At 53.2% G+C, this 25,550-nt stretch carries 25 protein-coding genes and 1 pseudogene; 6 read left to right on the top strand and 20 right to left on the bottom strand.

Translation table 11 applies throughout. The features are described from left to right. Positions 1-183 precede the first annotated feature (183 nt). Positions 184-1,131 (top strand): zincin-like metallopeptidase domain-containing protein, encoded by a 948-nt coding sequence (locus OXR61_RS17960; protein ID WP_047740636.1) that lies wholly within the window; start codon positions 184-186, stop codon positions 1,129-1,131. 297 nt (positions 1,132-1,428) lie between these two features. Here OXR61_RS17960 and OXR61_RS17955 read toward each other — a convergent pair whose 3' ends face one another. Continuing rightward, on the bottom strand, positions 1,429-2,223 hold the full coding sequence (locus OXR61_RS17955) for a helix-turn-helix transcriptional regulator (protein WP_047740638.1): 795 nt from the start codon (positions 2,221-2,223) through the stop codon (positions 1,429-1,431). A gap of 86 nt (positions 2,224-2,309) precedes the next feature. Here OXR61_RS17955 and OXR61_RS17950 point away from each other — a divergent pair, with 86 nt between their 5' ends. After that, complete coding sequence (locus OXR61_RS17950; RefSeq protein WP_047740640.1) at positions 2,310-3,500, top strand: CynX/NimT family MFS transporter; 1,191 nt, start codon at positions 2,310-2,312, stop codon at positions 3,498-3,500. Positions 3,501-3,578: 78 nt separating this feature from the next. Here OXR61_RS17950 and OXR61_RS17945 read toward each other — a convergent pair. Both OXR61_RS17945 and OXR61_RS17940 read right to left on the bottom strand, forming a co-directional pair. After that, positions 3,579-4,738, bottom strand: a pseudogene (locus tag OXR61_RS17945) (IS3 family transposase). Between the two features lie 236 nt (positions 4,739-4,974). Beyond that, the gene (locus OXR61_RS17940) at positions 4,975-5,862 is read right to left on the bottom strand and encodes a LysR family transcriptional regulator (RefSeq protein ID WP_047740646.1); all 888 of its coding nucleotides are present in this window, start codon (positions 5,860-5,862) and stop codon (positions 4,975-4,977) included. A gap of 142 nt (positions 5,863-6,004) precedes the next feature. Between OXR61_RS17940 and OXR61_RS17935 the strand changes: the two genes are divergently transcribed. The 3 genes from OXR61_RS17935 to OXR61_RS17925 all read left to right on the top strand — a co-directional run bounded on the left by OXR61_RS17935 (position 6,005) and on the right by OXR61_RS17925 (position 8,851). Further along, the gene (locus tag OXR61_RS17935; protein ID WP_047740647.1) at positions 6,005-7,402 is read left to right on the top strand and encodes an amidohydrolase family protein; all 1,398 of its coding nucleotides are present in this window, start codon (positions 6,005-6,007) and stop codon (positions 7,400-7,402) included. A 14-nt stretch (positions 7,403-7,416) separates the two neighbouring features. Beyond that, positions 7,417-7,890, top strand: coding sequence for a DMT family transporter (locus OXR61_RS17930; protein ID WP_012539997.1), 474 nt, complete (start codon positions 7,417-7,419; stop codon positions 7,888-7,890). Positions 7,891-7,990: 100 nt separating this feature from the next. Beyond that, complete coding sequence (locus OXR61_RS17925; RefSeq protein WP_047740649.1) at positions 7,991-8,851, top strand: SMP-30/gluconolactonase/LRE family protein; 861 nt, start codon at positions 7,991-7,993, stop codon at positions 8,849-8,851. A 105-nt stretch (positions 8,852-8,956) separates the two neighbouring features. Here the strand turns inward: OXR61_RS17925 and OXR61_RS17920 are convergent, their stop codons facing one another. Then, positions 8,957-9,910: an aromatic alcohol reductase gene (locus tag OXR61_RS17920; protein WP_047740651.1), complete on the bottom strand. Its 954-nt coding sequence runs from the start codon at positions 9,908-9,910 to the stop codon at positions 8,957-8,959. Positions 9,911-9,979: 69 nt separating this feature from the next. On the opposite strand from OXR61_RS17920, the gene OXR61_RS17915 reads away from it, so the two are divergent. Beyond that, positions 9,980-10,414, top strand: coding sequence for a helix-turn-helix domain-containing protein (locus tag OXR61_RS17915; RefSeq protein ID WP_197769050.1), 435 nt, complete (start codon positions 9,980-9,982; stop codon positions 10,412-10,414). Positions 10,415-10,559: 145 nt separating this feature from the next. On the opposite strand, the gene OXR61_RS17910 is transcribed toward OXR61_RS17915, so the two are convergent. The 16 genes from OXR61_RS17910 to OXR61_RS17835 all read right to left on the bottom strand — a co-directional run bounded on the left by OXR61_RS17910 (position 10,560) and on the right by OXR61_RS17835 (position 25,497). Beyond that, complete coding sequence (locus OXR61_RS17910; protein ID WP_224251940.1) at positions 10,560-11,465, bottom strand: site-specific DNA-methyltransferase; 906 nt, start codon at positions 11,463-11,465, stop codon at positions 10,560-10,562. A gap of 18 nt (positions 11,466-11,483) precedes the next feature. Next, the gene (locus OXR61_RS23395; protein WP_256376340.1) at positions 11,484-11,609 is read right to left on the bottom strand and encodes a hypothetical protein; all 126 of its coding nucleotides are present in this window, start codon (positions 11,607-11,609) and stop codon (positions 11,484-11,486) included. After that, on the bottom strand, positions 11,602-12,405 hold the full coding sequence (gene mobC, locus OXR61_RS17900) for a MobC family replication-relaxation protein (RefSeq protein ID WP_267412492.1): 804 nt from the start codon (positions 12,403-12,405) through the stop codon (positions 11,602-11,604). Before mobC ends, OXR61_RS23395 begins: the two co-directional genes overlap by 8 nt. 8 nt (positions 12,406-12,413) lie before the next feature. Next, entirely contained in the window at positions 12,414-14,150 is a 1,737-nt protein-coding gene (locus OXR61_RS17895) for a type IV secretory system conjugative DNA transfer family protein (RefSeq protein WP_099817080.1), read from the bottom strand. A 768-nt stretch (positions 14,151-14,918) separates the two neighbouring features. Continuing rightward, positions 14,919-15,221, bottom strand: coding sequence for a TrbM/KikA/MpfK family conjugal transfer protein (locus OXR61_RS17890; protein ID WP_071844520.1), 303 nt, complete (start codon positions 15,219-15,221; stop codon positions 14,919-14,921). 60 nt (positions 15,222-15,281) lie between these two features. After that, on the bottom strand, positions 15,282-16,301 hold the full coding sequence (virB11, locus tag OXR61_RS17885) for a P-type DNA transfer ATPase VirB11 (RefSeq protein ID WP_267412491.1): 1,020 nt from the start codon (positions 16,299-16,301) through the stop codon (positions 15,282-15,284). Further along, on the bottom strand, positions 16,291-17,595 hold the full coding sequence (gene virB10, locus OXR61_RS17880; protein WP_047740658.1) for a VirB10/TraB/TrbI family type IV secretion system protein: 1,305 nt from the start codon (positions 17,593-17,595) through the stop codon (positions 16,291-16,293). The genes virB11 and virB10 overlap by 11 nt, the downstream gene beginning before the upstream one ends. Continuing rightward, positions 17,592-18,482 carry a P-type conjugative transfer protein VirB9 gene (gene virB9, locus OXR61_RS17875; RefSeq protein WP_187143591.1) on the bottom strand — a complete coding sequence of 297 codons (891 nt, stop codon included), beginning with the start codon at positions 18,480-18,482 and terminating at the stop codon, positions 17,592-17,594. Before virB9 ends, virB10 begins: the two co-directional genes overlap by 4 nt. After that, the gene (locus OXR61_RS17870; RefSeq protein ID WP_047740661.1) at positions 18,479-19,162 is read right to left on the bottom strand and encodes a type IV secretion system protein; all 684 of its coding nucleotides are present in this window, start codon (positions 19,160-19,162) and stop codon (positions 18,479-18,481) included. Before OXR61_RS17870 ends, virB9 begins: the two co-directional genes overlap by 4 nt. A 221-nt stretch (positions 19,163-19,383) precedes the next feature. Beyond that, a complete protein-coding gene (locus tag OXR61_RS17865) occupies positions 19,384-20,415 on the bottom strand; it encodes a type IV secretion system protein (RefSeq protein ID WP_047740665.1) in 1,032 nt (343 codons plus the stop codon). A gap of 71 nt (positions 20,416-20,486) precedes the next feature. Next, the gene (locus OXR61_RS17860) at positions 20,487-20,762 is read right to left on the bottom strand and encodes an EexN family lipoprotein (RefSeq protein ID WP_047740666.1); all 276 of its coding nucleotides are present in this window, start codon (positions 20,760-20,762) and stop codon (positions 20,487-20,489) included. An 11-nt stretch (positions 20,763-20,773) separates the two neighbouring features. Then, positions 20,774-21,502: a type IV secretion system protein gene (locus tag OXR61_RS17855; protein WP_047740824.1), complete on the bottom strand. Its 729-nt coding sequence runs from the start codon at positions 21,500-21,502 to the stop codon at positions 20,774-20,776. A gap of 22 nt (positions 21,503-21,524) precedes the next feature. Continuing rightward, on the bottom strand, positions 21,525-24,272 hold the full coding sequence (locus OXR61_RS17850) for a VirB3 family type IV secretion system protein (protein ID WP_047740669.1): 2,748 nt from the start codon (positions 24,270-24,272) through the stop codon (positions 21,525-21,527). A gap of 11 nt (positions 24,273-24,283) precedes the next feature. Further along, positions 24,284-24,562, bottom strand: a complete 279-nt coding sequence (locus tag OXR61_RS17845) for a TrbC/VirB2 family protein (RefSeq protein WP_047740671.1) — start codon at positions 24,560-24,562, stop codon at positions 24,284-24,286. Further along, complete coding sequence (locus OXR61_RS17840) at positions 24,559-25,203, bottom strand: lytic transglycosylase domain-containing protein (protein WP_047740672.1); 645 nt, start codon at positions 25,201-25,203, stop codon at positions 24,559-24,561. Before OXR61_RS17840 ends, OXR61_RS17845 begins: the two co-directional genes overlap by 4 nt. A 72-nt stretch (positions 25,204-25,275) precedes the next feature. Then, complete coding sequence (locus tag OXR61_RS17835) at positions 25,276-25,497, bottom strand: hypothetical protein (RefSeq protein WP_040206867.1); 222 nt, start codon at positions 25,495-25,497, stop codon at positions 25,276-25,278. Positions 25,498-25,550 lie beyond the last annotated feature (53 nt).

Raw genomic sequence — 25,550 nt, 5'->3', positions numbered from 1 at the left:
GCAGTTTTTCTCCAGCGTGATTTTCGTTCCCGTATCAGCTTCCGGTTAATCGTTTCCCAACACAACCCGTCCCGCAAGGGTAAATGGCACGCATTCTGCGCCCTTGCGGGACGGAACGATGCCGGGAAAGCGAATCGTCAGGCGATACGAAGACGAAAATCACACCACTGACGGAGAAAAAACATGACCATTTCCCTGCATACCACCCAGACTAGCGCCCCTAACACCGCAGCGGCGACCAGCTTATCCCCGCTGGAGCAGTCAGGCTCCTCAAAAACGAAGTTTTCTCAAACCAGAACAGATATTTATCAGACCGTCACCGACAACATCATTGCAGCGCTTGAAGTCGGTGTAAAACCATGGTCTTGCCCGTGGCAACGGGTGCCGGGCATGTCTGGGTTGCCTTGCAACTTCGCAACCGGTATCTCGTATAGCGGAATGAATATCATGCTGCTGTGGTGCAGTGCGTCAAAACAGGGCTTCGGTGATTCACGCTGGATGACCTACAAACAAGCACAGGCAGTAGGTGGGCAGGTTCGCAAAGGCGAGCACGGCACGACAGCCATTTTCTATACAACCTTAGAGAAAGAAAACGAATATGGTGGAATCGACCAGATCCCGATGCTGAAAACTTTCACCGTGTTTAACGTTCAGCAAATTGACGGCTTGCCTCTGACAACTGAAACAGTCAGCCCGGAAGCAACCTTTGACCCATTGCCGAAGGCTGAAAATCTGTTCCAGAAGAGCGGCGCAAACATTATTGAGAAAGGACAAAACGCCTTTTTCAGACCCTCAACTGATGAAGTCTGGCTACCAGAGCGCTATCTGTTTTCAGATGCAGCCAATTTCTACGCCACTGGACTGCATGAACTGGTGCACTGGAGTGGTGGTAAAAGCCGCCTGAATCGCGAGATTAAAGGAAAATTTGGTAGTGAGGATTATGCTTATGAGGAGTTGATCGCCGAGCTGGGAAGCGCGTTCCTTATGGCGGATCTGGGGATTCTCGGAGAGGTTCAGCACGAAAGCTATATCGCTTCCTGGCTGAAAGCACTGAAAAACGACAAACGCTATATTTTCAAAGCCGCCAGTGCGGCATCAAAAGCACATCGTTATTTGATGGATAAAGCCTGAGGGCAGGGGCAAGAAGCCGCAAAGGAATGTGGCTTTGACAATATATTCTTGTGGGCAGAGTCGTGGTGGTGTTAAAGGTATAACCTCCCTACGAATTTTTCGTGGCACTGTGTGTCAGGAAAAATTCGCAGGCTGCGGGGGCGGGCGGCAAAGAGCCCGCTCATCACTTTAGATGTATAGGCTCAGACTTGATCTGGCCGTGTTCTTTGTTATAACACGATTCAGCATGACGGTCGGCAACGAGCGAAAAGCGGACGCTGGTGTTCTTTGAATAAATCCGCCTTCTGTGCTTGTGTACTAATCCAGGGAAGAAAAATATTGCGTCGGTGATTTACCCAGCGCTTTTCTGAACATCGTAATAAACGCACTGACCGAATCATATCCCAGCGTTCCGGCTACGCACTGCACGGGCTGACCTTCAGACAGATGGCTCAGGGCAATCATCAAATGCAGTTGCTGACGCCAGCGACCAAAGCTCATTCCTGTCGCCTCTTTTATCAGCCTGGCCAGAGATCGTTCGCTGGTAGCAAGATGAGCAGCCCACTGTTTTAACGTCCTCCGGTCATCAGGATCATTAAAAAGTGCCTCAGCCATAGTCCGGATTTTAGGATGGTCGGATCTCGGCAGGTGGAGCGTTTTAACCGGCACATCCGGTATATGTTCCAGCAGCACCGCTGCCAGCCTTGCGGTCTTACTGTCAGGCGAATAAGCATGTTCCTGCTCTGCAAGATACAGAACAAGCTCGCGGACCAGAGGTGTAATCGCTATGGTACAGCAGACTTCTGGCATCGCTGCCGTGCCGGGCTCGATGAATAAAAAGCACGTGTCTGCATTCTTCGTGATCCGGCAACGGTGGGGGATTTCTCCCGGAACCCAGACGGCATGTCCCGGTGGAACAAGCCACAGCGCATCCTCAACCTCACAGCGCACTGCACCGCGCAAAGAGAGAATAAGTTGCCCCTTGCGATGAGCGTGCGGACTCTGCCCGGCATACTCGCCTGACGATGATACATGCAGGGCGATAGCGGCCTGACTGAAATCATCGGCATTAAACTCTTCCGGCGAGGTCACGGATTTTTTATTAACTGGCATGATTTAGCTATATGTTGTCAGGTTATCTATATTCTGTAACTCATGCGTCCTTTAAAGTCTTTCTTTTTTCAGAGAAAGCAAAACTTATGTCCCACACTACGAACAAGTGGTCTTCAATCCTACTAGTGACCGGCATCCTTTTTATCGCCATTAACCTGCGTGTTCCTTTTACCGCTATCGCACCCGTTTTAGAGTCTATTCGCCATGATTTTGACCTAAGTATCACGGCCGTTGGGCTGCTTAACTCGCTGCCTTTACTGGCCTTTGCCGCCTTTTCTCCAATGAGCGCATCGATTTCCCGCAAGTACGGCCTGGAACGCACCCTTTTTGGTGCCCTGGTCGTGATTTCAGCGGGGATTCTGCTTCGCTCAACAGACAGCGTCTGGGCGCTTTATGGCGGAACAGTGTTAATTGGTATCGGGATTGCCCTGGGCAATGTCCTGCTGCCTGGCCTGATCAAGCGTGACTTTTCCGGCAACGTGGCTTCCGTGACGGGAGCATATTCCATCACCATGGGCGCCGCTGGCGCCATTGGCTCTGCCATTGTCATTCCTCTGACGCAGAGCTGGGGCTGGAACATCGCGTTAGCCATGTTGGTTATTGCACCGCTCCTTGCGTTGCTTTTATGGTTGCCGCAGTTTAAGAAAAAGCATCAACTGCCAGTAGCAGGTGAGAAAAAAGCAGCGACCGTTGCGGTCTGGCGCTCGTCTCTGGCGTGGCAGGTCACCTTGTTTATGGGCCTGAATGCGATGCCGTTTTATGTTGCGGTCGGCTGGCTGCCAGCCATTCTGACAGGCAGTGGGCTCTCCTCAGCTCAGGCTGGTGAGGTACATGGTATCCTTCAGCTTACCACCGCCATTCCCGGCTTGATTCTGGCAGCCACGCTGCGTCGTCTTAACGATCAGAAATTAGCCGCTGCTGGCGTCAGCCTGTTAACCGCAGTGTCCTTTATTGGCATCCTTTATTTGCCAAATCTGGCGATGCTGTGGGCTGCACTCCTCGGCTTCGGCTCGGGTGCCAGCATGATGCTGGGTCTGACCTTCATCGGGTTGCGCACTACAAACGCTGGTGATGCTGCCGCGCTGTCAGGTATGGCGCAGAGTATCGGTTATCTGATGGCGGCGATGGGACCGCTGTTGCTGGGTAAAGTACAGGAGTTGTCCGGAGGTTGGACGGTGCCATTACTGATGACCACAGCAATCTCAGTTGCAGGAGCCTGCACCGGAATGGCTGCCGGACGAGATGCGCACCTGGAACCTGTACAGCAGCCGGGCTGAATGGGTTTACACAACAGGGTACCAGCTGATCCTCTGCGGCGGATGCTTTGATCTTACCCACGTGAAGTGGACACGTCCCTAAGCGAGGGTCTGGTTTTCGAACTGTTCCGGGCTGAGGCCGCCGCAGGCACTGTGACGACGCCAGCGATTGTAATCACACTCTATATAATTAAACACCGTTGCCCGCATCATTTCACGGCTGGTAAAACGTTCTCCATGGATGCATTCCACCTTCAGCGAGTGGAAGAAGCTCTCCGCGCAGGCGTTATCATAGCAGTTCCCCCTGGCGCTCATGCTCCCGTGCAGATTATGCCGCTTCAGTAGCGCCTGATAGTCCGCTGAGCAGTATTGCCCGCCCCGATCCGTATGAACGATAACGTATTTTGGCCGCCTGCGCCGCCATAACGCCATCTGAAGCGCATCGCAGGCCAGGTTTGCCGTCATCCGCGATGACATCGACCAGCCGATAATGGCCCGCGACTAGAGGTCGATGACCACGGCCAGGTACAGCCAGCCTTCAGCCGTACGTAAGTATGTGATGTCTCCCGACCACTTCTGGTTCGGGCCGCTGGCGTTAAAATCCTGCTTCAGCAGGTTTTCTGAGACCGGCAGACCGTGTTCACGGTAGCTTACCGGACTGAACCGGCGTGAAGCTTTTGCCCGCAGACCCTGACGCCGCAGGCTGGAGGCTATCGTTTTCACGTTGTATGTCAGGCCCTGCGCACGCAGCTCTTCTGCCAGGCGGGGTGCTCCGTAGCGCTGTTTAGCCAGGCTGAAGGCGCTACAGACCAGGCTGTCGCAGTTCTGTCGGAAGCGCTGGCGTGCACTGATAACTGTGCAACGGCTCCGCCAGGCATACCAGCCGCTGCGGGCCACACGCAGCACCCGGCACATGCCTTTAATACTGAACTCAGCCTGATGGTTTTCGATGAAGACATACTTCATTTCAGGCGCTTCGCGAAGTATGTCGCGGCCTTTTGGAGAATGGCCAGCTCCTCGTCCTTTTCAGCCAGCTGGCGTTTGAGGCGAGCAATTTCAGCTGCCTGTTCACTCTCGCGCTCAGAGGACGTTGCCTGATTTTTCTGCTTGCTGCGCCAGTTGTAGAGCTGCGATTCGTACAGGCTGAGCTCGCGAGCTGCAGCGGCCACGCCGATATGTTCAGCAAGCTTGATGGCTTCCTGGCGGAACTCCGGCGTGTGTTGTTTACGGGGCTTTTTGGTCGCCGTTGGTTTTGCCATATGAGTCACCTCTGGTTAAGAGTTTACTCACTTAGTCTCGTGTCCACTATTGCTGGGTAAGATCACTTTCCATCGAGGTTCTGAAGCGTCTTAATGGTACCGGAGCCATCTGTACTATCCCGATGAGCGGACTTTTCGGTGAAAAGGCCGCTCAGGGCGATCGCGGTCAGTAATAATATAATAAGCAAGCCTTATGACTGACTTTTAGTGTGCAACGGGGAGCTGTGACAGACGTATCAACTGAATATTTCATCTATCCAGTCTGCAAATGCACGTACGGCGGGTGAAAGAAAACGCTGATGGGGATAAAGCAATGCGACAGGAACAGACGACGGCTGCCAGTCGGCCAGGACTTCAACCAGCGTTCCTTTCTGAAGGTGTTCTGCCACAACGTTCTCAGCAAGCTGCGCCAGCCCGAATCCTTCGAGGCACATTTTTATATAGAGTCCCGTCTCGTTGACGGCTGCCTGCCCCCTGACGGGTACGGACAGCGTTTCTGTTCCCTTTACAAAACGCAATTCGTCTGTACGCCGGCTTTGTCCGGAAAAATAATGAATAGCCCGGTGATGAGATAAATCTTCAGGTGACTGCGGAATACCGTACTCCCTGAGATAATCGGGAGAGGCGCAGGTGATCCAGCGAAATTCTCCGAGCGAACGGGCTACAAGCGTGGAGTTAAGTAACTCTCCGGTTCTGATCACGCAGTCCACGCCCTCCTGAACCAGGTCAACCTGCCGGTCGCTGACGCCGATCATCAGGTAAATATCAGGATAACGGCTGTAGAACTCTTTCAGGTTTGGCATCACGAGGAAGTGCGCTATACCGCCGGGCATATCAACGCGTAAACGGCCACGGGGGCGCCTGTTCGAATCGGCCAGACTGGCTTCCGTATGCTCAATTAAGGCCAGAATTTCCCGGCACTGCGCCAGATACTGCATACCTTCCGGAGTAAGGCTGACCCGTCTTGTGGTCCGGTTCAGCAGACGCACCTGCAGATATTTCTCCAGGTTTTTGATGGTGCTGGTAACAGTAGAAGAAGGCAGGGACAGTGTTTCCGCTGCCCGGACAAAGCTTCCGGCCTCAGCCACCCTTATAAAAACCTGCATAGCCTGAATTCGATCCACCTGATTGCGCTCCTGAATAGCATGTGACGGTGATAACCATCATTATTCGCAAATTCTGAATGATGAAAACACGTTAGTCATCTTTTTCAGCTTAAATAGGAGGCGTATTGTTTTCCTTCTGAACCTGAAAGAGACAATTCAAATGACCGATTACAGCAGAAATATTGTTAACAATCAGACGGCAAATGCGCCGGTAACGCTGATCCGCGGTGCAACCATACTGAGTATGGATGAGAATGTTGGTAACTATGAACGTGGCGATATTCTTGTCACAGGGTCAACCATCACCGCCATCGGTAAGGACCTGAACGCCGAGGGTGCTCACGTCATTGATGCCACAAATATGATTGCTATGCCGGGGATGGTCGATTCTCATCGTCACGCCTGGGAAGGCCAGCTGCGCCGCATCAACCCCAACGCCACCTGTCTGGACGACTATAGCAATGCCACGCACTTCTCGTTTGCGAAATACTATCGGCCCGCAGATATCTATGTCGGTAATCTCCTGACGGCGCTGGGCGCGATTGATGCGGGTATCACTACCATGATTGATAACTCGCACAACAGCCGTACCGCAGCACATGCAGACGCCGCCGTTGAAGCCCTGCTTGATGCCGGAATTCGCGCTATTCATGCTTCCGGCGCGCCGGTAGCAGGCGAATGGGATAAAGCGCACTGGCCGGGTAACTGGCAGCGTCTGCAGGAAAAATATTTCAAAGACAATCCTGAGGGACTGGTTTCTCTGGGCGTCATGGCCCAGCTGGAGCCGGAATTGTGGGCCGAGGCCCGCCGGCTCGGGCTGCCAATCGTGACCGAATTCTTTGGCGCTGAAATGGCTTCAGAGCTTAAATCACTGCATCAGCAGGGCCTGCTGGGCCCGGACAATATCTTCAACCACTGCACAGCACTGCCTGATGAGGGCTGGGAAATCCTGCGTGAAGCCGGCGTACGGGTGAACGTCTGTCCGCGCTCAGATTCGCACTATGGCATTGAAAGCGGGATGTTTGCCATTGAGGCCGCGCAGCGCCATGGCATCAATCCTGGCCTGAGCGTGGATAACGAAACGTCTTACAGCACAGATATGTTTATGGAAATGCGCGTGGCGTTCTATCTGCAGCGAGTAATGGGTATGCATAAGCAGCACTGCTGTGATTCAGGGCATTCTCTGACAACGCTCCCGGCAGCGCAGCTGCTGAAGTCGGCAACCGTCGATGGTGCGACCTGTGCTGGACTACAGGATAAAGTGGGTAGCCTGACGCCAGGCAAACAGGCCGACCTGATCCTGATTAACGCTGCTGATCTCAATCTCTATCCGAACGGGAATGCCTTCGGGACGGTGGTGCATGCAACTGAACGCAGCAACATCGATACCGTCATGATTGGCGGGCGCATCGTCAAGCAGAACGGCAAAGTTCTGGGCGTGGACAGCGAGCGTCTTCGTGCTGCCATCGATGAATCACGCGAACACCTTTTCGCCGCCGCCGGGTATGAGCCGGACATCTTTGCGGAGAAATTCCTGCCGCTGGTACAGGCAAGCTGACAGGGAATAACAGCATGAGCGCGATTTATTACGTAATAGCTTTTGCAGCGGGTCTTGGTATTACTTTGCAGACGACCCTGAACAGTCAGCTCGCAAAAGGACTCGGGGGCGATCCGGTCACCGCCGCGTTCTTTTCCTTTACGGCCGGGGCGTTGAGCCTCGGGATTTACTCGCTGCTACGTGGAGGGTTATTTAGCTCTCTCGCTGCTATTCCTTCGCAGCCAGCATGGAGTCTGGCGGGCGGCCTGATCGGTGCCTGTGCGTTGTTCAGCTACGTGGTGCTGGCACCGAAAATCGGTTTTTCAGCCCTGCTCGGGCTGGCAATCGTTGGGCAGTTACTCTCGTCGCAGATGATTGACCATTTCGGTCTGCTGGGTGCTGTACGGCGACCGGTTTCGCTGCTCAAACTGGGGGGCATGCTGGTCATGCTGGCAGGACTCGCCATCATGCTTTTTGGTGACAAACTTTCAGCGCGTTTTTTGCCCTGACAGGGTGGGAATAGCTTGTTACTGCCGTCTGCCATAGTGCAGATGGCCTTACGCTTTTGGTCAGGCGCGATGCGAAACTTTTATATGCGGGAGAAATAACATGTTTTCAGTGGCTGCTGATGCCAGAAATTTGCTGGGAGAGTGCCCAATCTGGTGCGAGAGGACACGCAGGATTTACTGGACTGACATTGAAGGCAGCGAGCTGCTTGCCCTTGAAGAAGACACCAGTGTTGTGATGCGCTGGTCCCTGCCTGAGCGCCTCGGATCGTTTGCACTTACTGAACATTCTGACGTTTTACTGATGGGACTGGCGTCCCGATTCGCCTTCTGCGATCTGAATACGGGTATCTTTACGCCGGTTGTGGCGTCACCGGGAGGACCGGGAACACGGACAGGGGATGGTCGGTGCGACCGCGAGGGTAATTTCGTCTTCGGGACCATGGATGACGGATACCCCGCAAAAGTCATAGGAAGATTTCACAGGCTAAATGCAGCGACACTCAGCATTGAGACGCTACCCCTGCCTGAGGTGGCCATCCCGAACAGCATCTGTTTCAGTCCGGACGGCAGCACGATGTATTACTGTGACTCGATGCAGGGCCGTATAATGTGCTGTGATTACCCCTCTATGAATAACCAGCGCGTGTTCACTGCAACAGAAGGAAAGGGGGCGCCTGACGGCTCCTGCGTGGACGCAATGGGCTATGTCTGGAATGCCGAATGGGGAGGAAGCCGTGTTGTACGTTATCGTCCGGACGGAACGACGGAGAGTATCCTGCCCTCTCCAGGAGTTCAGAGCACTTGCCCGACACTCGCGGGAGAAGCATTCACAACGCTGTATTGTACCAGTGCCAGCGTGGGTCTTTCTGTGCCGTCAAGGCATGATGGAGCGTTGCTAAGAGCGGAATCAGCCGTATTCCCCGGTTTACCGGAGAGCCGGTTTTCAGCTCACACAGCGTAACCGCTTTGCTATCAGTGCCAACAGGGGGAACAGAGTCTTTCTCTTCACCATATTCGGGTAGGTAGGAGAAAGACTCTGGTATTTATTACAGCAGCTTAAATACGTTTATAATGAGCTGCCCGGGGTCAGGTTTGCATTTATCCAGGCTGCCACGTCGGTAACCGGAATGTTATGGCGTTCATTGAATGTCTGCTTTTTATCCCATGCAACTCCCCGCCCCTGTGCAAAAACGGCACGATACTTAGACATCATGTCTTGCGGGTTGAGCGCGAGTTTATCCATCAGATATTGTTCGCTCCATTCCGTGCAGCTGAAAGGACGGCCAAGCGCTGATTGCAGCTTATCTGCTACCTCTGCGTAGGTCAGTGTATCACCGGCGATATACACAATTTCATTCCGGATGCGAGGAGTTTTAAATACGATCGCTGCCGTCAGCATCCCGATATCATCGGGAGTTGTCAGTGTCATGGTGTTGTCAATACTGCCGAGTGCGTGAACAGTATCGTTCTGCAGATCGACCACACCGAAGTCTGGTTCGAACAAATAGCTCATAAAGATGCCGGTCGAAATGATGACCCACTCAGTTTCATGCTGGCTGCGTAGTAAGTCACGCACGTCAATCTGCGCGTCGAAGATGTCTTGTGGACTGCCGCGTCCGATGGCATCAAAATCGGCACCAAACTGCCATGGGAAATAGCGTGGAATCCGCGCCTGCAGGGCCGCCTGCGCCAGTTTCATCGGTGTATTTATGCCGGCCGCGTACCCCGTGCAGCCAACGACTGTGTCAAATTGCGCAAAGAGGCTGGCCAAATCGTCGACAGAACTCATGACGAGATCGCCCGTGACTATATTGATACCGAGGTTTCTGATTTCCGTGATAACGAATTGTTTTCCAGGTTCATCTGACGTTACGGTGCTTTCGCGCAGCAACACGCTGATTTTCGTTCCCTCCACATCTTTTGCCCGAAGGGCAAGATTTCGCAGAACGGGGAGGCCCAGCTCACCGGCACCGAGCACGAGGATATTTTCAGACGTAGTGTTAAGAGCAGTTTTGTTCATAATCTGGCCTTACAGGAATTGTTGAGCCACTCTAGCAATTCATAACAGGCTAAAAAAGAAGGTACATGCATGATACTGGGAGCTAGTGAGATGGTTCGGGAAGAGATTCTTCAGTATTCGCAGGCTGTATGTAAGGGTCTGAGAGACGATGATGATGGTTTGCGGCGGGAAGTGCTGACTCATGCAGGAAGTCGCTGGTCGCTGGGTATCGTCAACACGCTTGGCGTTTATGGCAGACTGCGTCATGCCGAGATTGGCAGGCGTATGCATGGAGTGACTCAGCGTATGCTGACGCGCACATTACGGCAGCTTGAGCGTGACGGACTGGTTATCCGCCATGATTTCGGTGAGGTTCCTCCGAAAGTCGAGTACGAGCTTTCTGATACGGGGATGGAGCTGCTTGTTCGTATGATTCCGCTATGGACCTGGATTGTCGAGAATGCGGATCGTTTCAGGGAAGACAGGCTTAAATACGACAAACAGAGCAGCATCCCAAGTTCTTAACAAGTTTTCAGGGTAAATGGTAACTTTACTTTGTTCAAGATCTGCTTCTGGCACAAAGCTGTCTGTTAGGTTAGGTTATGGCCTTGAGCCATAAAAATGTTAGCTCAAATCTTCGCTAACATTTTTAGAGGCATTTTACCCGAATTCAATTGTCAATGTGTATTCCTGCATCGCCAGAACGAGCCATGGTGCTACGTGCTGCCGCAATACGCCTGCGAGCAATTTCCACATAATCCGCTTCGCGCTCAATACCGATGAAACAGAAACCTTCCATCGCCGCAGCTTTACCGGTACTTCCACTCCCCATAAAGGGATCAAGTACAGTGCCGCCTGGGGGAGTAACCAGGCGGCAAAGGTAACGCATCAGCTCGGTGGGCTTTACACATGGATGATTGTTACCCTCACCACGGTCTTTTTTGCTGGATTTTGCACAATAAAAGAACCAACTGGCGCTGCTAATTTCTACCTGCTGAGGGTTATCCCGGAACCAGGCAAGTACTGCATCACTGCCATCATGGATAAGATTGGCAGGCCATCGGCCATCAGGGTTTCCTTGCCTGGCGATATCCCCAGCACCTTTATTTCTGCCTTGCCACATGTGGTTAGGATCGGAACCTCCCGGGCCATTTGGATAATCATAGGGTGATTCTCCTTCTGCCAGAGGGATCCTGCATTCACTGATGTTCAGAACGCCGGTACCATGCGCGCATAGATTCGATTCTATAGACCAGTTGAATGACTTACGGGCAAGGGTAATCGGCTCCAGTGCCGGTTTTAACGCATGGTGAGATTTAGGAAAGCCCGAACCGTATACCCAGCCCAACATTCCGTCACGTCCAAATGTCGCGTCCAGTAATTTGAGCTGATCCGGCGACAAACTTTCAATGAGGGCCTGAGCAATGTTGCTGGTTTCGTAGAGAAATACGATCATGTCACGTATTTCAAAGCCCGCATCCTCAATACGCGCTGCCATCCGGTGTTGAGTTCGGGATCCCGAGAAGGACAGTAGATGACCACCGGGCTTGAGTACGCGCAGACATTCTTCCCAGATGGCTTGTGAGGGAACATCTTAGTCCCATGTCTTACCCATGAATTTAATACCATAAGGCGGGTCGGTCACGATGCTGTCCACAGAGTTGCCCGGCATATTGCGCAGTACGTCAAGGCAGTCGCCATGAGTCAGAATATCATGCATGGCGTTCCCTCCCTTCATCATCACCGGCAGATGGGGAGGGGGGCCCTTGTTTATCCTTGACACTATTTTCCAGTTCATCGAGGGCGCGGAAGATAAACATTTCTCGGTTCTTCACATCAAATGGAACAGGAACGCTCTTTCTCATCACCGTCCTGATGCTGCCAAACAGCCTGACCAGCGACTCCTTAGTTTTATCATCCGGCATAACATATATCACGTAATGCCAGCGTCCGGCGTCGCTGGCGGTCAGATGACTGTTAATGATGCTGATGTAACGGGCGCGGGTTTTCATCGTTCGCTCTGTTTCCACTGCAACGATGGCACCGCTGCTTAAGGTAATAATGCCGTCCGGTCGGTGCCGGACGCCTGGGTATCGCGACATAAATTCTCCCCGGTCGCCGTTAAGCCAGCCTGTGCCACCTTTTTCCTCAAGGGCGATCCTTACCCGCTGGTTTAACAGTCGATGTTCCAGCGTCGAGTTTTTGAGTTTGCCCGGCTCAAAATAGGCGGGGAAAACCCTGTCATTAGCGCTAACCACCATTGCCAGTCCCTGCATGGTGATCCCCCACAATGATTTTTTCCCGGTCAATACTGGATACTCATGTTTATTCAGGAGACCCATTGAAACCGCTTTATTCAGCAGGTTATACATCGCATGGTTATGTTTCCCTTTATAGCCAACAACTCTTTTTAAGGTCTGGAAATCAGAGAACGTTTCCTCCTTGAGAAAATACAGCAATGCCCGCATTCTCCGTTTAGCGGCTTCATTTCTTTCAGCAACGTTATGAATAAGCATTGATAGCCTCACAGGTTAATGGAGGGTTTATGAATCTGATTTTCTTTTTCGGTATGCGGCGGGTTTTTATGTTCAAATGAAAACAGGTCGATATATTGCTTATTAGCTGGAATGTGGAATAGCTTGGTTGCCTTCGCCAGATCGTTCTGGGTAAAAACAAAACCAACAAATTTGGGGAGGTTAAGCAACATGTTGCTGTCTATATAATATCGTTCAGCCTGGCGGATCATCCTGTCCGTTTCCATCTTCTCCGTCAGGGATATATCTGTTTTAACTTTTCTCATTTCATCGTCAACCAGAATAGAGCCTGTCATCCTTGCCACCCAGTCGGCGGTGTCCGGATCGCGAAGGCGATAAACAAGCATAAACTTGCAGTTCTCAATCACCGAACCGGCAACGGCATCACCCTCCAGATCTGCCGGACAGTCATATAGATCTTTTACCGACTGGTGAGCCATGATGATATGTACACCTTTGTCCCGCGCTGCGCCAAGTCCCTCAAGTGCAGGGCGGGACAGGTGATACTTGAGTTCATCAAGGAAAATAGCGACAGGACGAGGTTTGCCTTTTATCCGGTCACGCGTTTCGGCTATCTGAATCAGGCGGGTTAAAATCATTCGCTGAGCCGATATGATTTTCTGATTACGCATCGAGCCGATGATGTAACAGCAACCGCCCTCATCAAATATTTTCTTTAGTGAAAATCCCTTATTGGCATTAATGGAATTCACTAAAGCGATTTCTTCAAGCTCGCCATAAAAAGCAGGCACATCTTCACTGAGGGATTTCACAAAGTCAGTGTTAAATAAGTCGCGTAACGTCATTCCCTTTTCATAAATAGCTGCCGCATTTCTGGCTGCGCGACGGTCGGCGATACGGTAAAAGTCAGCACCTTCGCCTTTTTTACCCAGGCTGAAACCGGCGTTAAACAGCTCCTCCAGTTGTTCATGAGAAATATCAGCCAGTAAATCAAGCTGAAAATTAAGATCATTCAGGTTAATAAGAACAAATTGTTTTCCCGCTTTCTGACAGGTTTCCCGCAAAACATGTGGTGCCCACTCATCATTTTTAGGATCTTCGACAAATACGCCTTCACCTGAAAGTATTGCCTGATAAAGCAGTACACAGGCACTGACTCCTTTACCAGAGCCAGTGGTGCCGATAAGGTCTGCGTGCTGAGTTTGAAATTCTTCGGGGGTGATATATTGCGGCTGATCATCTTTGTCCAGCCCGATAAAGATACCGTTATTCAGGTCAATATAATCCAGCGGATTATACGCAATGCTGTTAGGCAACATGTCCCTGACTTCACGAACATCCGTTCTGACATTTCTTTCCAGTTTACTTTTTTTAATCATCCGGTGTTTCAGACTGTCGACTTCTCCGGCCAGCAGCCTTCGGGCAGTAATATGAAAAGCCAGACCGGCAAGCGTAAATCCGACAGTCAGTATCCAGAGTGATAATCTGAGCAGGATGTCATTATCGAGCGCTTTAAAGAAAAAACTCAGCCCCTGAATGGTCAGCGGTGACAGAGTACCGAATATGAAAAAGAAGGTGGATACACCCACTACTGATTTTAACCAGAAGGGGGCATTTTTTCTTTCTTCTATTGGCAGGTGAAATATAAATGGCAGCGTCAGCCCGGCAAATATGGACAATATTACCGGGTTGTGTTGCAGCCACAGCAGAAAAACAGAAAAGGCATCCGAAAAGGCATTCAGCCTTTGCATCAGATGAGTTTCCATTGCAGTGATCTCCGGTCTGATTTCGGTGTGGCGGGCGCATCATATGGGCGTCACCGATGGACGTAAAACCCCACGCCCATACGCGACGCTCATCGATGACGCCCATAAAAGGATGAAAAGCACTGAACGCCTCCGGCGCTCATGCCCGTTATCCGCGCCTTCAGATACCAGCCGACCCGTGGTCGTCAGTCCCCTGAAACGCCCGCATGACGGGCAACAGCGTGTTTCCTTTGTCCTGGCTGTACGCCCTGACAGCCGAAAACATGGGGGCAATGTCTTCGCTGAACGCTGCGTCAAATCCCCCAAGGTCAAGGGCGGCACACCGTCGCACGCTACGCGCGACCACCCCCTTTAAGACGGTCGCTTTCGCCTTTTTCTTCCCTTTGCTTGTTCCTCGCAGCGGGAATAAAAGGGAAGCTGACCTTTAAAGAGGGTGGTCGCGCCACGCTACCGGCTTTGGGCCGGAGACTTAGCCGCGACGGTGTGCGGGGCTGTGCCCCCCGGGTAAACCGCTGTCGTGGGCGACAGCTTTTCGCTCGCCGGGGCGGCGAAATTTATCCGGCTCCCCCCGGCCTGCAAAATCCGCGTGGGCGCGGCTGTTTGCAGGTGAGGCGCGGTGCCTGAATTATTTTCGCTCCTTAACCCGCGAAAATATTTCTGTCCGCTGCCTCATTTTTACGGCCCCTGTTTCTTCGCTCCTTAATCCGCGAAAAACAGAAGCCGTAAAAACCTGAAAACCGTCACGCCCTTGCGCCCGGTCCGCCAGTATTAACCACGAACGCGGCCATATTTACTGATAATCTGGCTGATAGCTGCCGGGTTTGCTGAATCACATTCAAGTAAAAACGATTTTCTGGCATCAGCCGTATGGTCAGGAAGAAAGCCGTGTTTATTCTTTTTCACGATATTAAAGAATGCCCGTTCAGCGGAGTGACATTCACTGCCGCCGCTGTTTCCCGTTGTTTTACCGTACATGCATAAAACCACTTCGCATGCATCAGCGGCCATTGCGGATGTTGAACATGACGCCATAACGCCGAGAAATAATAAGGAGAGTATGACTTTCTTCATTTCAGTGACCAGTATGATTAATGAAAGGTTGCGTATTTAGGGTAATGTTATTTACCAGAGTTATTTTCTGAATGTCTCTTTCATGCCATTTAAATGAACTGGCTTAAAATAAATATCATGCATCCGGCGAATATCGCCGTGTATATCAATGCTGACGATGACATCAATGCTTTTTAGTACCTTGCGTAACAGCACATCAAAAGGAATATTCCGGCAGTCGGGGTTTTCATAGCAGCGGTCAATGATCCCTTCAATACATTCTTCCGGGCTGCCCGCATGCAGGGAGGTGATTAATCCCTCATGCCCGGAACCAATAATTTTCAGCGCGTCCCATGCCTCTCGCCCGCGAATTTCCGCCAGCAATATCCGGTCAGGGTTCATGCGATAATTAGCACGGATCAGTCTGCCGGGCGTGACAATGGCGTTGTCCCCGGCATCCGCCGGGTAAAAAAGATGAACATAATTGGCGTGGTGATGAAAACGGATTTCAGGATTATCCTCAATCGTTATCAACCGGAGATGCAGCGGAATATAATGCAGCAGCGTTTTCATATAGGTGGTTTTGCCGGAGCCGGTTTCACCCACAATAAAAATCGTTTTGCCGTATTCCACCGCCTTTTCCATAAAACGGGGGATGTTCCCGCTTTGATATAACTGAACCAGTGCATCATCCTGGCTTTCCGTTTTCTCCTGACCAGCCACACGCTGATAAAATCCTGCATCAATCCATGACTGATGTGTTTTCTGCTCAAACGAAGGCTTGCGCAGCGTAATGGATACCGTATTACGCTCACAGGCCGGGGGAATAATCGTCTGAATACGTTCGCCGGATTCGAGAGTGGCCGACAGTATCGGTGACGTATCGTCAATATTATCGTCCTGCCAGGACGCCAGCGCTCTGGCAAAAGCATGACACTGACGCAGCGTGACCGGGGATTCATGCCGCTGCCATGCCCCCTTTATTTTGGTGTGCAGTTCCCCCGGTCGGTTAATCGCGATTTCGGTCAGCCCTTCGACTGGCAGACAATCACCGAACAGCTGATTTTTCATAAAATCCAGTGACAGGTTTTCAGCGCTCATACCATTTCTTTTTCAGCCGTAGTTGATAAACAGAGGAAAAATCAATATCCGTACCGGTCATGATGCCGATCACATCGCCCTGGTTCAGGTACATCGTGGGCGGGATACTGATGCTGTTTTCCAGCGTCGTTTTCGCCATTTCCGCCGTGGCGGCACGGGTGTTTTCGGTATAGTCGGTATTGCGGTCTTTACCCGGCGCGGCCTCTGATGCCGCTGCCGCCACGTCCTGCACGGTACTCAGCATCAGGGCGTTGCCGAAACGCTCCCAGAAATGGCTGTCGATCCAGCCCGCGATCCCCGCCTCACCGAGCGGGCCGGTGGCCTGCGTATCGGTGAGCGGGATTTGCAGGCTGCCGGGCTCTGGCGTGCGCAGCTCCGTCCACAGCACAAACATCCGGCTGCGCCCATGTTGCAGTGCGCCGGTGCGGTAGACACCACGGGCGACCGTTCCTGCCGGGATCAGTTTCACATGGTTACTGGCGCTCCAGACATTTTCACCGATCAGGCAGGAGATATGACCGCCAACATCGGACACGAAGCGCCGCATCATCGAACACGGAATATAGTGATCCACCGGGATATAGAGATCGGGATCAAGGCCCAGCCGCCTGACACCGGTGACGCGGGCAACGCCCGGATTGTCGTTGTTATTGCTGCCTGCCGGTGCTGTCGTATCCGGGCAGCGCAGGCGTCCATCTTCGCCACTGACCAGTACCGACTGACAGGATGTGTACGCCGTGGAGGCAGACAGGCTGTCCGACGTTCCCGCGCTGTTGCGCGGTTCGCTACGGGACGTGTAGGCATTGCCGCCAGCCGTTGTGCTGCTGTTCAGCCCGTCTGCAAGCGCTGCAGCCTTGTTCAGGGCGGGCGGTTCCGCTGGCAGGGCTGGTCCGGTAGTGACGGTCTGACGGGCCGGGTCTGCGCTTTTCTGCCTCCCTGGCCCGAACAGGCCAAACGGGTTACTGTCCATGCCCAGATTCTTACGCTCCTGCTGCACCGCCCCGGAGGAGGGCGGCGGCGCGGTGTCAGATTCTTTCTCATCACCCCTTTTCAGGGCGCTGAGAAGACGATCGCCACCGGATGCCAGCGCGATGACCAGGACCAGACTCAGCAGGCTGACGATCAGCGTGCGGCGACCGGACGTCTTACGGAAACGGGTCACTTCCGGCTGGCCGGGCGGCGTTTTCTGCTCCGACTCCTGATATGCCATTGCCGCGCGGGCGCGTTCGCGGGCTTCTGCTTCACGTTCTGCGGTGGTTTTTTTCGGTTCGTCCGGGAAAAATTTGTCGGTCATTTTGCCTCCAGCGTAACGGAGGGTGAAACAGTGTCACTGTTGGTCAGCGGGATACGCCCGGATCCGTCGTTTTCGACCCCCACCACCGAGGTGCCGTAACGCAGAACCAGCTGCGTCGATGCCGGAACCACCACCACGGTGTAACTGCCCCGTTTAACCGTTCCGGGCGTGACCGCCTGCTCCTGGCCGTTAACCACCCGGAAAACGGAAGGCAGGGTCTTCGTGGGGGAAAAACCGATATACGCGAAACGACCGTCATCCCAGGTAAAGTCCGGGGCGATGAAGGCTGAGCCTGCTGCCACCCGTTTTGTATAGCGCCAGTTGCGCGGAGTGGTAGCCTTCCCGAATGCCGCCGCTATCCGCTTGCGGTCCAGTGTTTCCTGCTGTCGTTGCTGACGGGTGGCGCTGGCAGCGGCTGACTTTTTCCTCTGCTCATCGGGATAGCGGTAGCGGATAACAAATGCCTGAACGGGCGAGTCTTTATCCAGCACGTTCAGCTCCAGGCTGTAATCGCGCTTCGAGGTCACCACGAACAGATTGGTTTTCCAGTCTTTTGCCGTCGGCAGAAACACCTGGCTGACGGTGTTGCCGCTGGCATCCGTGACCGGCTGGGTAATCGGGTTCGGGCTGACGCCCACCCGGTTATCGCTTTTCGTCACGGTCCAGCCTCTGGGAAAACCCGCCTGCGCATCGATAACGGTTTCATCATCGTCAAACACCAGCATGGTGACGTAGCCGGGGCGGGTACTGACGACCGTGGCGTTCTGGCTGTTGTACGTGACGTTCTGCATCCGGCTGTCATACGCGCTGCCGCGCGGTGTCGCGGAGCTCCATGCCACACATGACACCAGTAAACCCGTGAGGAGCAGAATGTATTTCAGCATCATTCCCCCCTCAACTCTTTGTCGCGCTGGTAGCTGGTGACGATAAAGCCCAGCGGGTTCACTTCGCGCTGGCTGTCGGTCAGTTGCCGGTGCGGGACGTAGCGGTATGTGAGGCGGATATTCCAGACATCCGTTTTCACGGAATTATCAGCAATACGGCGGATAGTGCGCTTGATACGCAGGGTTGCCAGATTATCCGGCCCGGTGGCAGGCGCATGCACATTGGAAATAATGTCGATATCAACAACATATTCCGCCTTGTTAAAAATCACGTCCGGTGCCTGGTCACCGTTAAACCCGTCCAGATAGTCCCGGTTCACACTGTCGCTGTTAAATAACTGCACGTCGTCATAATCACGCTGGAGGGAGAAATAATTATATCCCTCGCGGAGTCTGACATAGTGTGCTGCCAGTGAATGCGCCAGTGCCTTTTCAGACGAAATATCCCGCTCCTTCACGCGGGTCATATATTCATAGCGCCCGGTCTGTTTATCCACTGACCATAATTCAGTGTCGGTGGTTTTCAGTGGCAGCAGAATAATAATGGCCGCAATCGGCATTGCGGCCAGAATCAGTCCGGCAGCGGCCACCCGCCAGGCGGTTTTTCGGGAACGCTCTTCCTTTTCCAGCAGGATGGATTCAAAAGAGCGGGAAACATTAACAATGTTCTGAATATCAGACATGGTGAGTGAGCTCCTGAATGATGGTGGGGGAATTTACCGGCTCGGGTTCGCCGGATACCGGCGGGAGGTTGCCCTGATGCCGTGCGCAGCCCGTGAGCGCGCACAGCATCAGAAGGAAGATGCTGAATTTCATGGAACCCCTTATCGTATGGATGCAGGAATGCCGCACCGGTGGCGCAGGCCATGGCTTGACGGGGAAAGGAAATTAAGGGTCGGGAAGATTAACGGTGACGCTGCCGGTTCAGGCGTTTCATGCTTTCGATGGCGGCGGCGCGTTTCTGCCAGGCGCTCACGGTTTTACCCGCGCCTGCGCCGGCGAGCCTGCCGGCCGCCGCGGCGGCGGCCATGCCGCCTTTCGCAGCCAGGCGGGCTCCGCCCTTTACCCCCGGCCCGGCGAGGTCGGCGGATTTGTTCGCCAGTCCGCTCAGGCCACTCATGGCGGCACCCTGCAGCACTGCCTGTACGGCGGCCCCGCTGAGTGCGCTGGCGAGCTTCGCGGAGAACCAGACCACCACACCCGCCGCAATCCCGGCCAGCAGGCACTGCGCCGCCAGTGTTACCATATTGGTTTCAGCGGATGTTTTTGTTGCAGCATCCAGTATCTTATGCAGGTAATTAATGGCGATACGGATGGATAAGGCAGAAAACATGATCGTTAACATTGCCGCGAAAATTGTTCTCAGCCAGTTATCGAACATCGGCTTAAGAAAACCGTACAGCAGGCAGAAAATAAAGAGCGGCGCGGTGGTCGTCATTAACAGGATGGTGATTTCGGCGAGCAGATTGACAAAGGTGGCTGCCATTAGCAGGACAATAGAGCCGCCCCATACCAGGACTTCGGCAAGGCCACCATTCAGTTTGACGTAAGTTGAGGTGTCCATATTAAATAACTTTTGCCCCAGCGCCTGTGCCTTTTCCCAGACGGTATCGAGCAGCGCCCAGACGTTATCATCGCCGCTGATACCGTCTTTGAGTCCCTGGATAGCCGCTACCGCCATATCCAGCCAGCCATCAAGATTTAACGCAAAGGTGGTGATCAGCAACATGCGGCCCACATCCCAGGCGACATCTTCAACCGGGGTCCGGAGTTTGCCAGCCAGCGTCTGATAACCGCGAAACAGTATAAACAGGGTAAAAGAGCTGACGATGATGACGCTGATCATCGTGCCGTAAGTGGAAGATTGACCTTCCAGTACGGCATTCAGTCCATCCATGATGTTTTTGTCCATACCAACAAAAATGCCACCGGACATGGTGCCTCACCTGATATATAAAGAAAGGATATAGAAAACAGGGAGGACTCCCTGTTTTGCTGGAGGAAAAATTACTGTGTCACTGCATTTCGTTTTTCAGCTTCCTGCTGAAATATCGCCTCGAATTTCTCCTTAACCCCGGGCTGGCCTTCCTGTGCAAACATAAGTGCTGCCCGGTGGGCAAATTCGCAGTTATCGCTTGCCTCACCATCCTTCAGGCATTGCGTATAAACCACATAAGTTTCGTCAGGATGCTGCTTATACCAGGCTTCGGATTTGGTTTCCTGGCAGCCGGACAGTAATATCACGCCTGAGAGTGTGTATAAGGTGAACAATGATCTGAGCACGGATAACCTCCTTATAAATTATTAAGGTCAGCAACAGGAGCCGTTAGCTGCTGCTGTTCAAAGGCTTTCTGTCTTTGCTGTTCCAGCAATGTCGTTCGCTGTTCAGCCTGTCTGACAGACATCTCCCACTGATTCGTCAGCGCATTTAACTGTACGCTTTTCGCCGCGATGGCGTTAGCCAGATCCTGAGACTCTTTCGAGTCCTGCGCATTCGATATACGGTCAGATAAGTCTGATATATCGCTGAGTGTGTTGTTTATCCTGTTTTCAACGTCAGTGGTATTCTCAATCGCCATTGCCTGATTGAGGATCATCTGTTTGCAACTGTCGGCCAGGGCCTGAGACTTTATTCCTTCCTGTTCCTCGCTGCATACGCTGAATGATTTGTATTTATTGTAAAGGTTTTGCAGTTCAGCAGAATATGAGCTGTTTTGCGTGGTCAGCAGATCATCCAGTGAAATACCGCTCTTACGGAGATTATCAATATCGGTTTTCAGGCTTCGGGCATCGCTGAGAAAACCCTGAATATCCCGCACGCCGGTTGCAGTAGCTAACTGTTTTTTATACGCATCAAGTTCACTTTTATAATGGGTAACTGTATCCTCCCATTGCTGTAATTTCTGCATCCACTGGTTACTGGATTCGGTATTCTGCACGGCGTCGAAAACCGGTATTCCGGCGCTGAACGCCTGCGTCGGGAAAAATAACGATAATGCCAGAAAGGTGTATCTGGTACGCATATCAATGACCTCCGTATGAATATCAGATTGCCCGCTCAAGGAAGGTTTCTTTCCATTCATCAGGTCGCATGCCGTCCTGATAAATGGCATCGAATATTTTCAGGTTGTCCTCACTGCCGCTGAGGAGCCGGGTGAGTTTACCCAGCCCGGACAGATCCATTTTTGCCATCGCCACAAACGGGCGGGTTTCCCCGGCCCGCAACGGTGTTTTCAGGATGACCATGTAATGCTCGCCCGGATCCAGATTCCTGACCGTGTCATAAACGCTGTCCGGCACTTTCATTTTTTCCACGTAATCCGCATGACTGGCCTTCGGGTTGGCGAGGAAAATCTGGGTGCCGCACTGTTCAATAATCGCCGGGGCGATGGGATGTCTGACGATTTCATCCGGTGACTGTGTTGCGGGGACGAATATGCCGTTCAGCTTGCGGATAACTTTCAGCATATTGAGCGAGAAACGGGAAAATTCGACATCGGACAGCCAGCGCCAGAACTCATCCATAAACATCACCAGGCGGCGACCGTCCAGCAGGCTGGTCACGCGATACAGCAGGTAAAAGGTCACGGGGCCGCGTATATCGTCATCATCCAGAAATTCGGTGCCGTCGATACCAAAGTTATCGACATCGCTGATGGTGAAAGTATCAGCCTCGTTATCAAACACCCAGCCGAACTCGCCCCCCTGCGCCCACTGTTTCAGGCGAATACGCAGCCCGTTGGTGCGGGCGTCTGTGGTCGGCGGCTCCGGCAGCACTTCCAGCAGCCGGGTGATCCCGAACCGGCGGTACTCCGGCGGATAGCCCAGCATGATGGTGTCAACGGCGGCACTGATCCGTTCCTCATCGCGTGGATCGAGCGGCTTACCGTTACGGCGGCACAGCATGCGCACCAGCCGTTTGATGAAACTGATGTTCCGGCGGGTTGGCTCCAGCGCAAACGGGTTGAATCCGGTGGGCTCGCCGGTACGGATGCGGAAATAACGCCCGCCCGCCTGGCGGATCGCCATCTCCGCCGCCCGGTCCTTATCGAAATACACCGTGGTCAGCCGTTTGAGGGTGGCAGAAGGCGCGAATGTCGCCGGGTTGCGGTACTTCTGCATCAGTTGTTGCACGACCGTCATCAGCAGGGTTTTGCCGGAGCCGGTTTTCCCGATAATTGCCGTATTCCCTGGCGTTTTCTCACCGGTGTCATCCCGCCCGGCCTGGCTGTCGTGAAGGTTCAGGTAATACCCGCCACCGCCGGGCGATGTGAGGATGGCGATGGCTTCCCCCCACGGATTGCCGCTGCGTTTGTGGGGATGGAAGTTATGCAGGCAGGCCATATCGGCAAAATTCTGGCTGCTGACGGCTACCAGTCGGGGACGCAGCGTATAGACGCCCGGCAGTTGCGCCAGATATGCGGCGGGCAGTGACAGGGTGGAGAGCGTCGTCATAATACCCAGATCGGCGAAGGGCTGGGCCAGAACGTTAGTGTCCTTCACCACCTGTCCGGCACTGTCTGAGGAGATCAGCAGGGAAAAGTGGAATTTACCGCACGACACATGCCCGGACTGGAGCAGGTCGCGCAGGACAATCAGCTCTTCGCGCTGGGAAGTCGCGTCGTCGTCCGTGGAGTTAAGTCGTTTTTCCGCCAGCCGGATATGATTCTGCGTCTCATCCCGTGCCATGCAGGTAAAGGACTGCGTCAGAACATACTCGCTTTCGGCGTACAGCAGCGCATCCAGCATACCAGTATGGGTTTCCGGGGAATAATCCTTAATCTCCAGGCTGCGGAAGAAGCGGGAACCGCTGACCGTCTGGCATTCACCGGTGTCGGTGGTGAAAAAGACGTCTGGCGTACTGAGCGTTTCATAAAATGGTGAGCGCGTTACGGCCACTTTCTGCCACTGGCCGGTAAGCAGACGATGGAAGAACGCCAGTTGTGAGGAATACACCCGCCCGTTTTCTTCATATATCCCCAGCGGCGTTGCCATATAGCGGGATAATGAAGATTCCAGTGCTTCGCGGTATTCCAGCATGATTTTGAGCGCGTCATCCAGTGCTGCCTGGCGTTTACCGTACGACTGCGCTTTCATGGTTTTCTTCTCAATCTGAGAGAACGGCGCGTAGCAGACGGTGAAAAACAGTCGGTGCCGCCAGAACGGTTTTTCTTTTACCGGCTGGTAATACCGCCGGGTCACGTCATCGGAAAAGGGAATACCCGAACAGGCTTCAAAAGCATCATGGTATTTTTCACGAAGCCGGTGAATATAGAATGTTACCGGCAGACCCTCATACGAACGAATAACGTTATTCAGGTGCGTAGCCATCAGGGTCAGGTGATGTTCGTCTTCACATTCAAAGACCGTGCCGCCCAGCTCCCAGGTGGCAACCAAATCACGGTGACGATTTCTGATGACGTAGAGGTGAATATGGGAGGAATACGGAATATATTTATCCAGCGTAATACGCTCGCTTAATTTCATTTTCTGAATAAACTCCGAGATATCAACGTTATCGTACTGGTTTGCCAGCAGGGCATTCGCGCCAAAATGGGTGTTGGTGAAAAGCCGTCCACGGGTTTTAAATGCCAGCCAGAGCAGACTGAAATAATGAATGTCCTTTCGGGTTTTATTTTTCATTTCCGCCCAGGCAGGAATGAGCAGAACCGCCAGGTAATAGCTGACATAGACCGCCAGCAGGACGATGGCCCCGCTGACGAGAACGAACGGCACCAGAGGAATACCCATAATGGCGGCAGGCCGCGTAAGCGCTTTATTCAGCGTAGCCATCGTTGTCTCCCTTATGACGCCCAGTAGGCACCGAAGCCGGATGCACCGACAATCAGGATCGCGCCGATGATGACGTTACGCATGTCGTGCAGGCTCTTGCCGTCGAACAGCACCTTGTAGCCCACCCACATGGTCGCCAGCGTGATGGTGACGGCGGCCAGTCCCAGCAGGCCGGTCGAGGTATTGCTCAGTGTTTCATTGGCCTTGTTAAAACCACTGTCCGCCGCCAGCACCGGGGAAGACAGCAGCACGGAAGCAACAGCGGAGTAACGGCGTTTACGCATGATCATTTCTCCTCATCAGGGATAACAGGGATAGCGCCGCGAATGACGGAACCGGGATAATGCAGGGAAGTCAGGATCGGCGCAGTGGCACCGGCAGGCTCGCCGCGCAGCACAACGGCGGGATAACGGACAGACGGCTGTGCGTTCCGGTCAGGGGCACGCAGCCGGTCTTTCCGCGTGGACGGGACGACATAGCCAATGCGCTGCACGTAGCTGGTCTGGTTAAAGGCGGATTCCGGCCGCTGGCCGGTTTCAAAGTTGCCGGAGTAGTAACAACTGAGCGCCCGTTTCAGTGTTCCGCCGCGCCGGTAACAGTCGGCGAGAATGCGCTCAAATACCGACAGATTGATGCAAGGGTTAAGCAGGTCGCTGGCCGTGACGCCGTAATGGCGGAAATTGATGCTGGTGATTTGCATAAGGCCGACCGAATAGCGTCGGCCCTGTGCAGCCAGCTGTCTGGTGAGGCGGATCGCCTCCGGCAGACTTGTGGGGAAATGTGAAATCACGCCCCGGCTGTCTGGCAGAATTTCAGCAATGGCGTAAGGGTGGAAACCGGATTCGACCCGTGCGACATCAAGCGACGTGGACGGGTGAATACTGGCGGCGCACTGCACCGCCAGTGCCAGAAAGGCAGTGGTGGAAAGCATGCTGGCCTCGTAACAGAGAGACCGGCGGCTTATAGAAAAATACGCCGCCGGGGGAGAAGAAGAGAAAATGGATTAAGCGGCAGAGGCATCCTGTGAAATGTCACTTTCTTCTCTCGGTTCAAGTAGCACCAGTCTGCCGGAGACGGCAATACCGGGTATCAAAACGATATTCAGACCGGGCTTGCCGTTATGTGCGAAGGCCACGCCAACTTTTGTCCAGTACGTGTTTTTTTCGCCCTGAGCATCGGGCTGGCTTTCCTGGGTAACAAAGACGTGATAAACGGGTTTTCTCATGGAATTTCCTTTAATTAAAAACAGTAAATGAAATAAACCAGTCACATCCCGGT

This window comes from Pantoea sp. GM_Pan_4, from assembly GCF_026541005.1.
GTDB classification, from domain to species: Bacteria; Pseudomonadota; Gammaproteobacteria; order Enterobacterales; family Enterobacteriaceae; genus Pantoea; species Pantoea dispersa.
The sequence above is the reverse complement of the archived record's forward strand: the minus strand, read 5'-3'. Positions and strand labels throughout refer to the sequence as shown.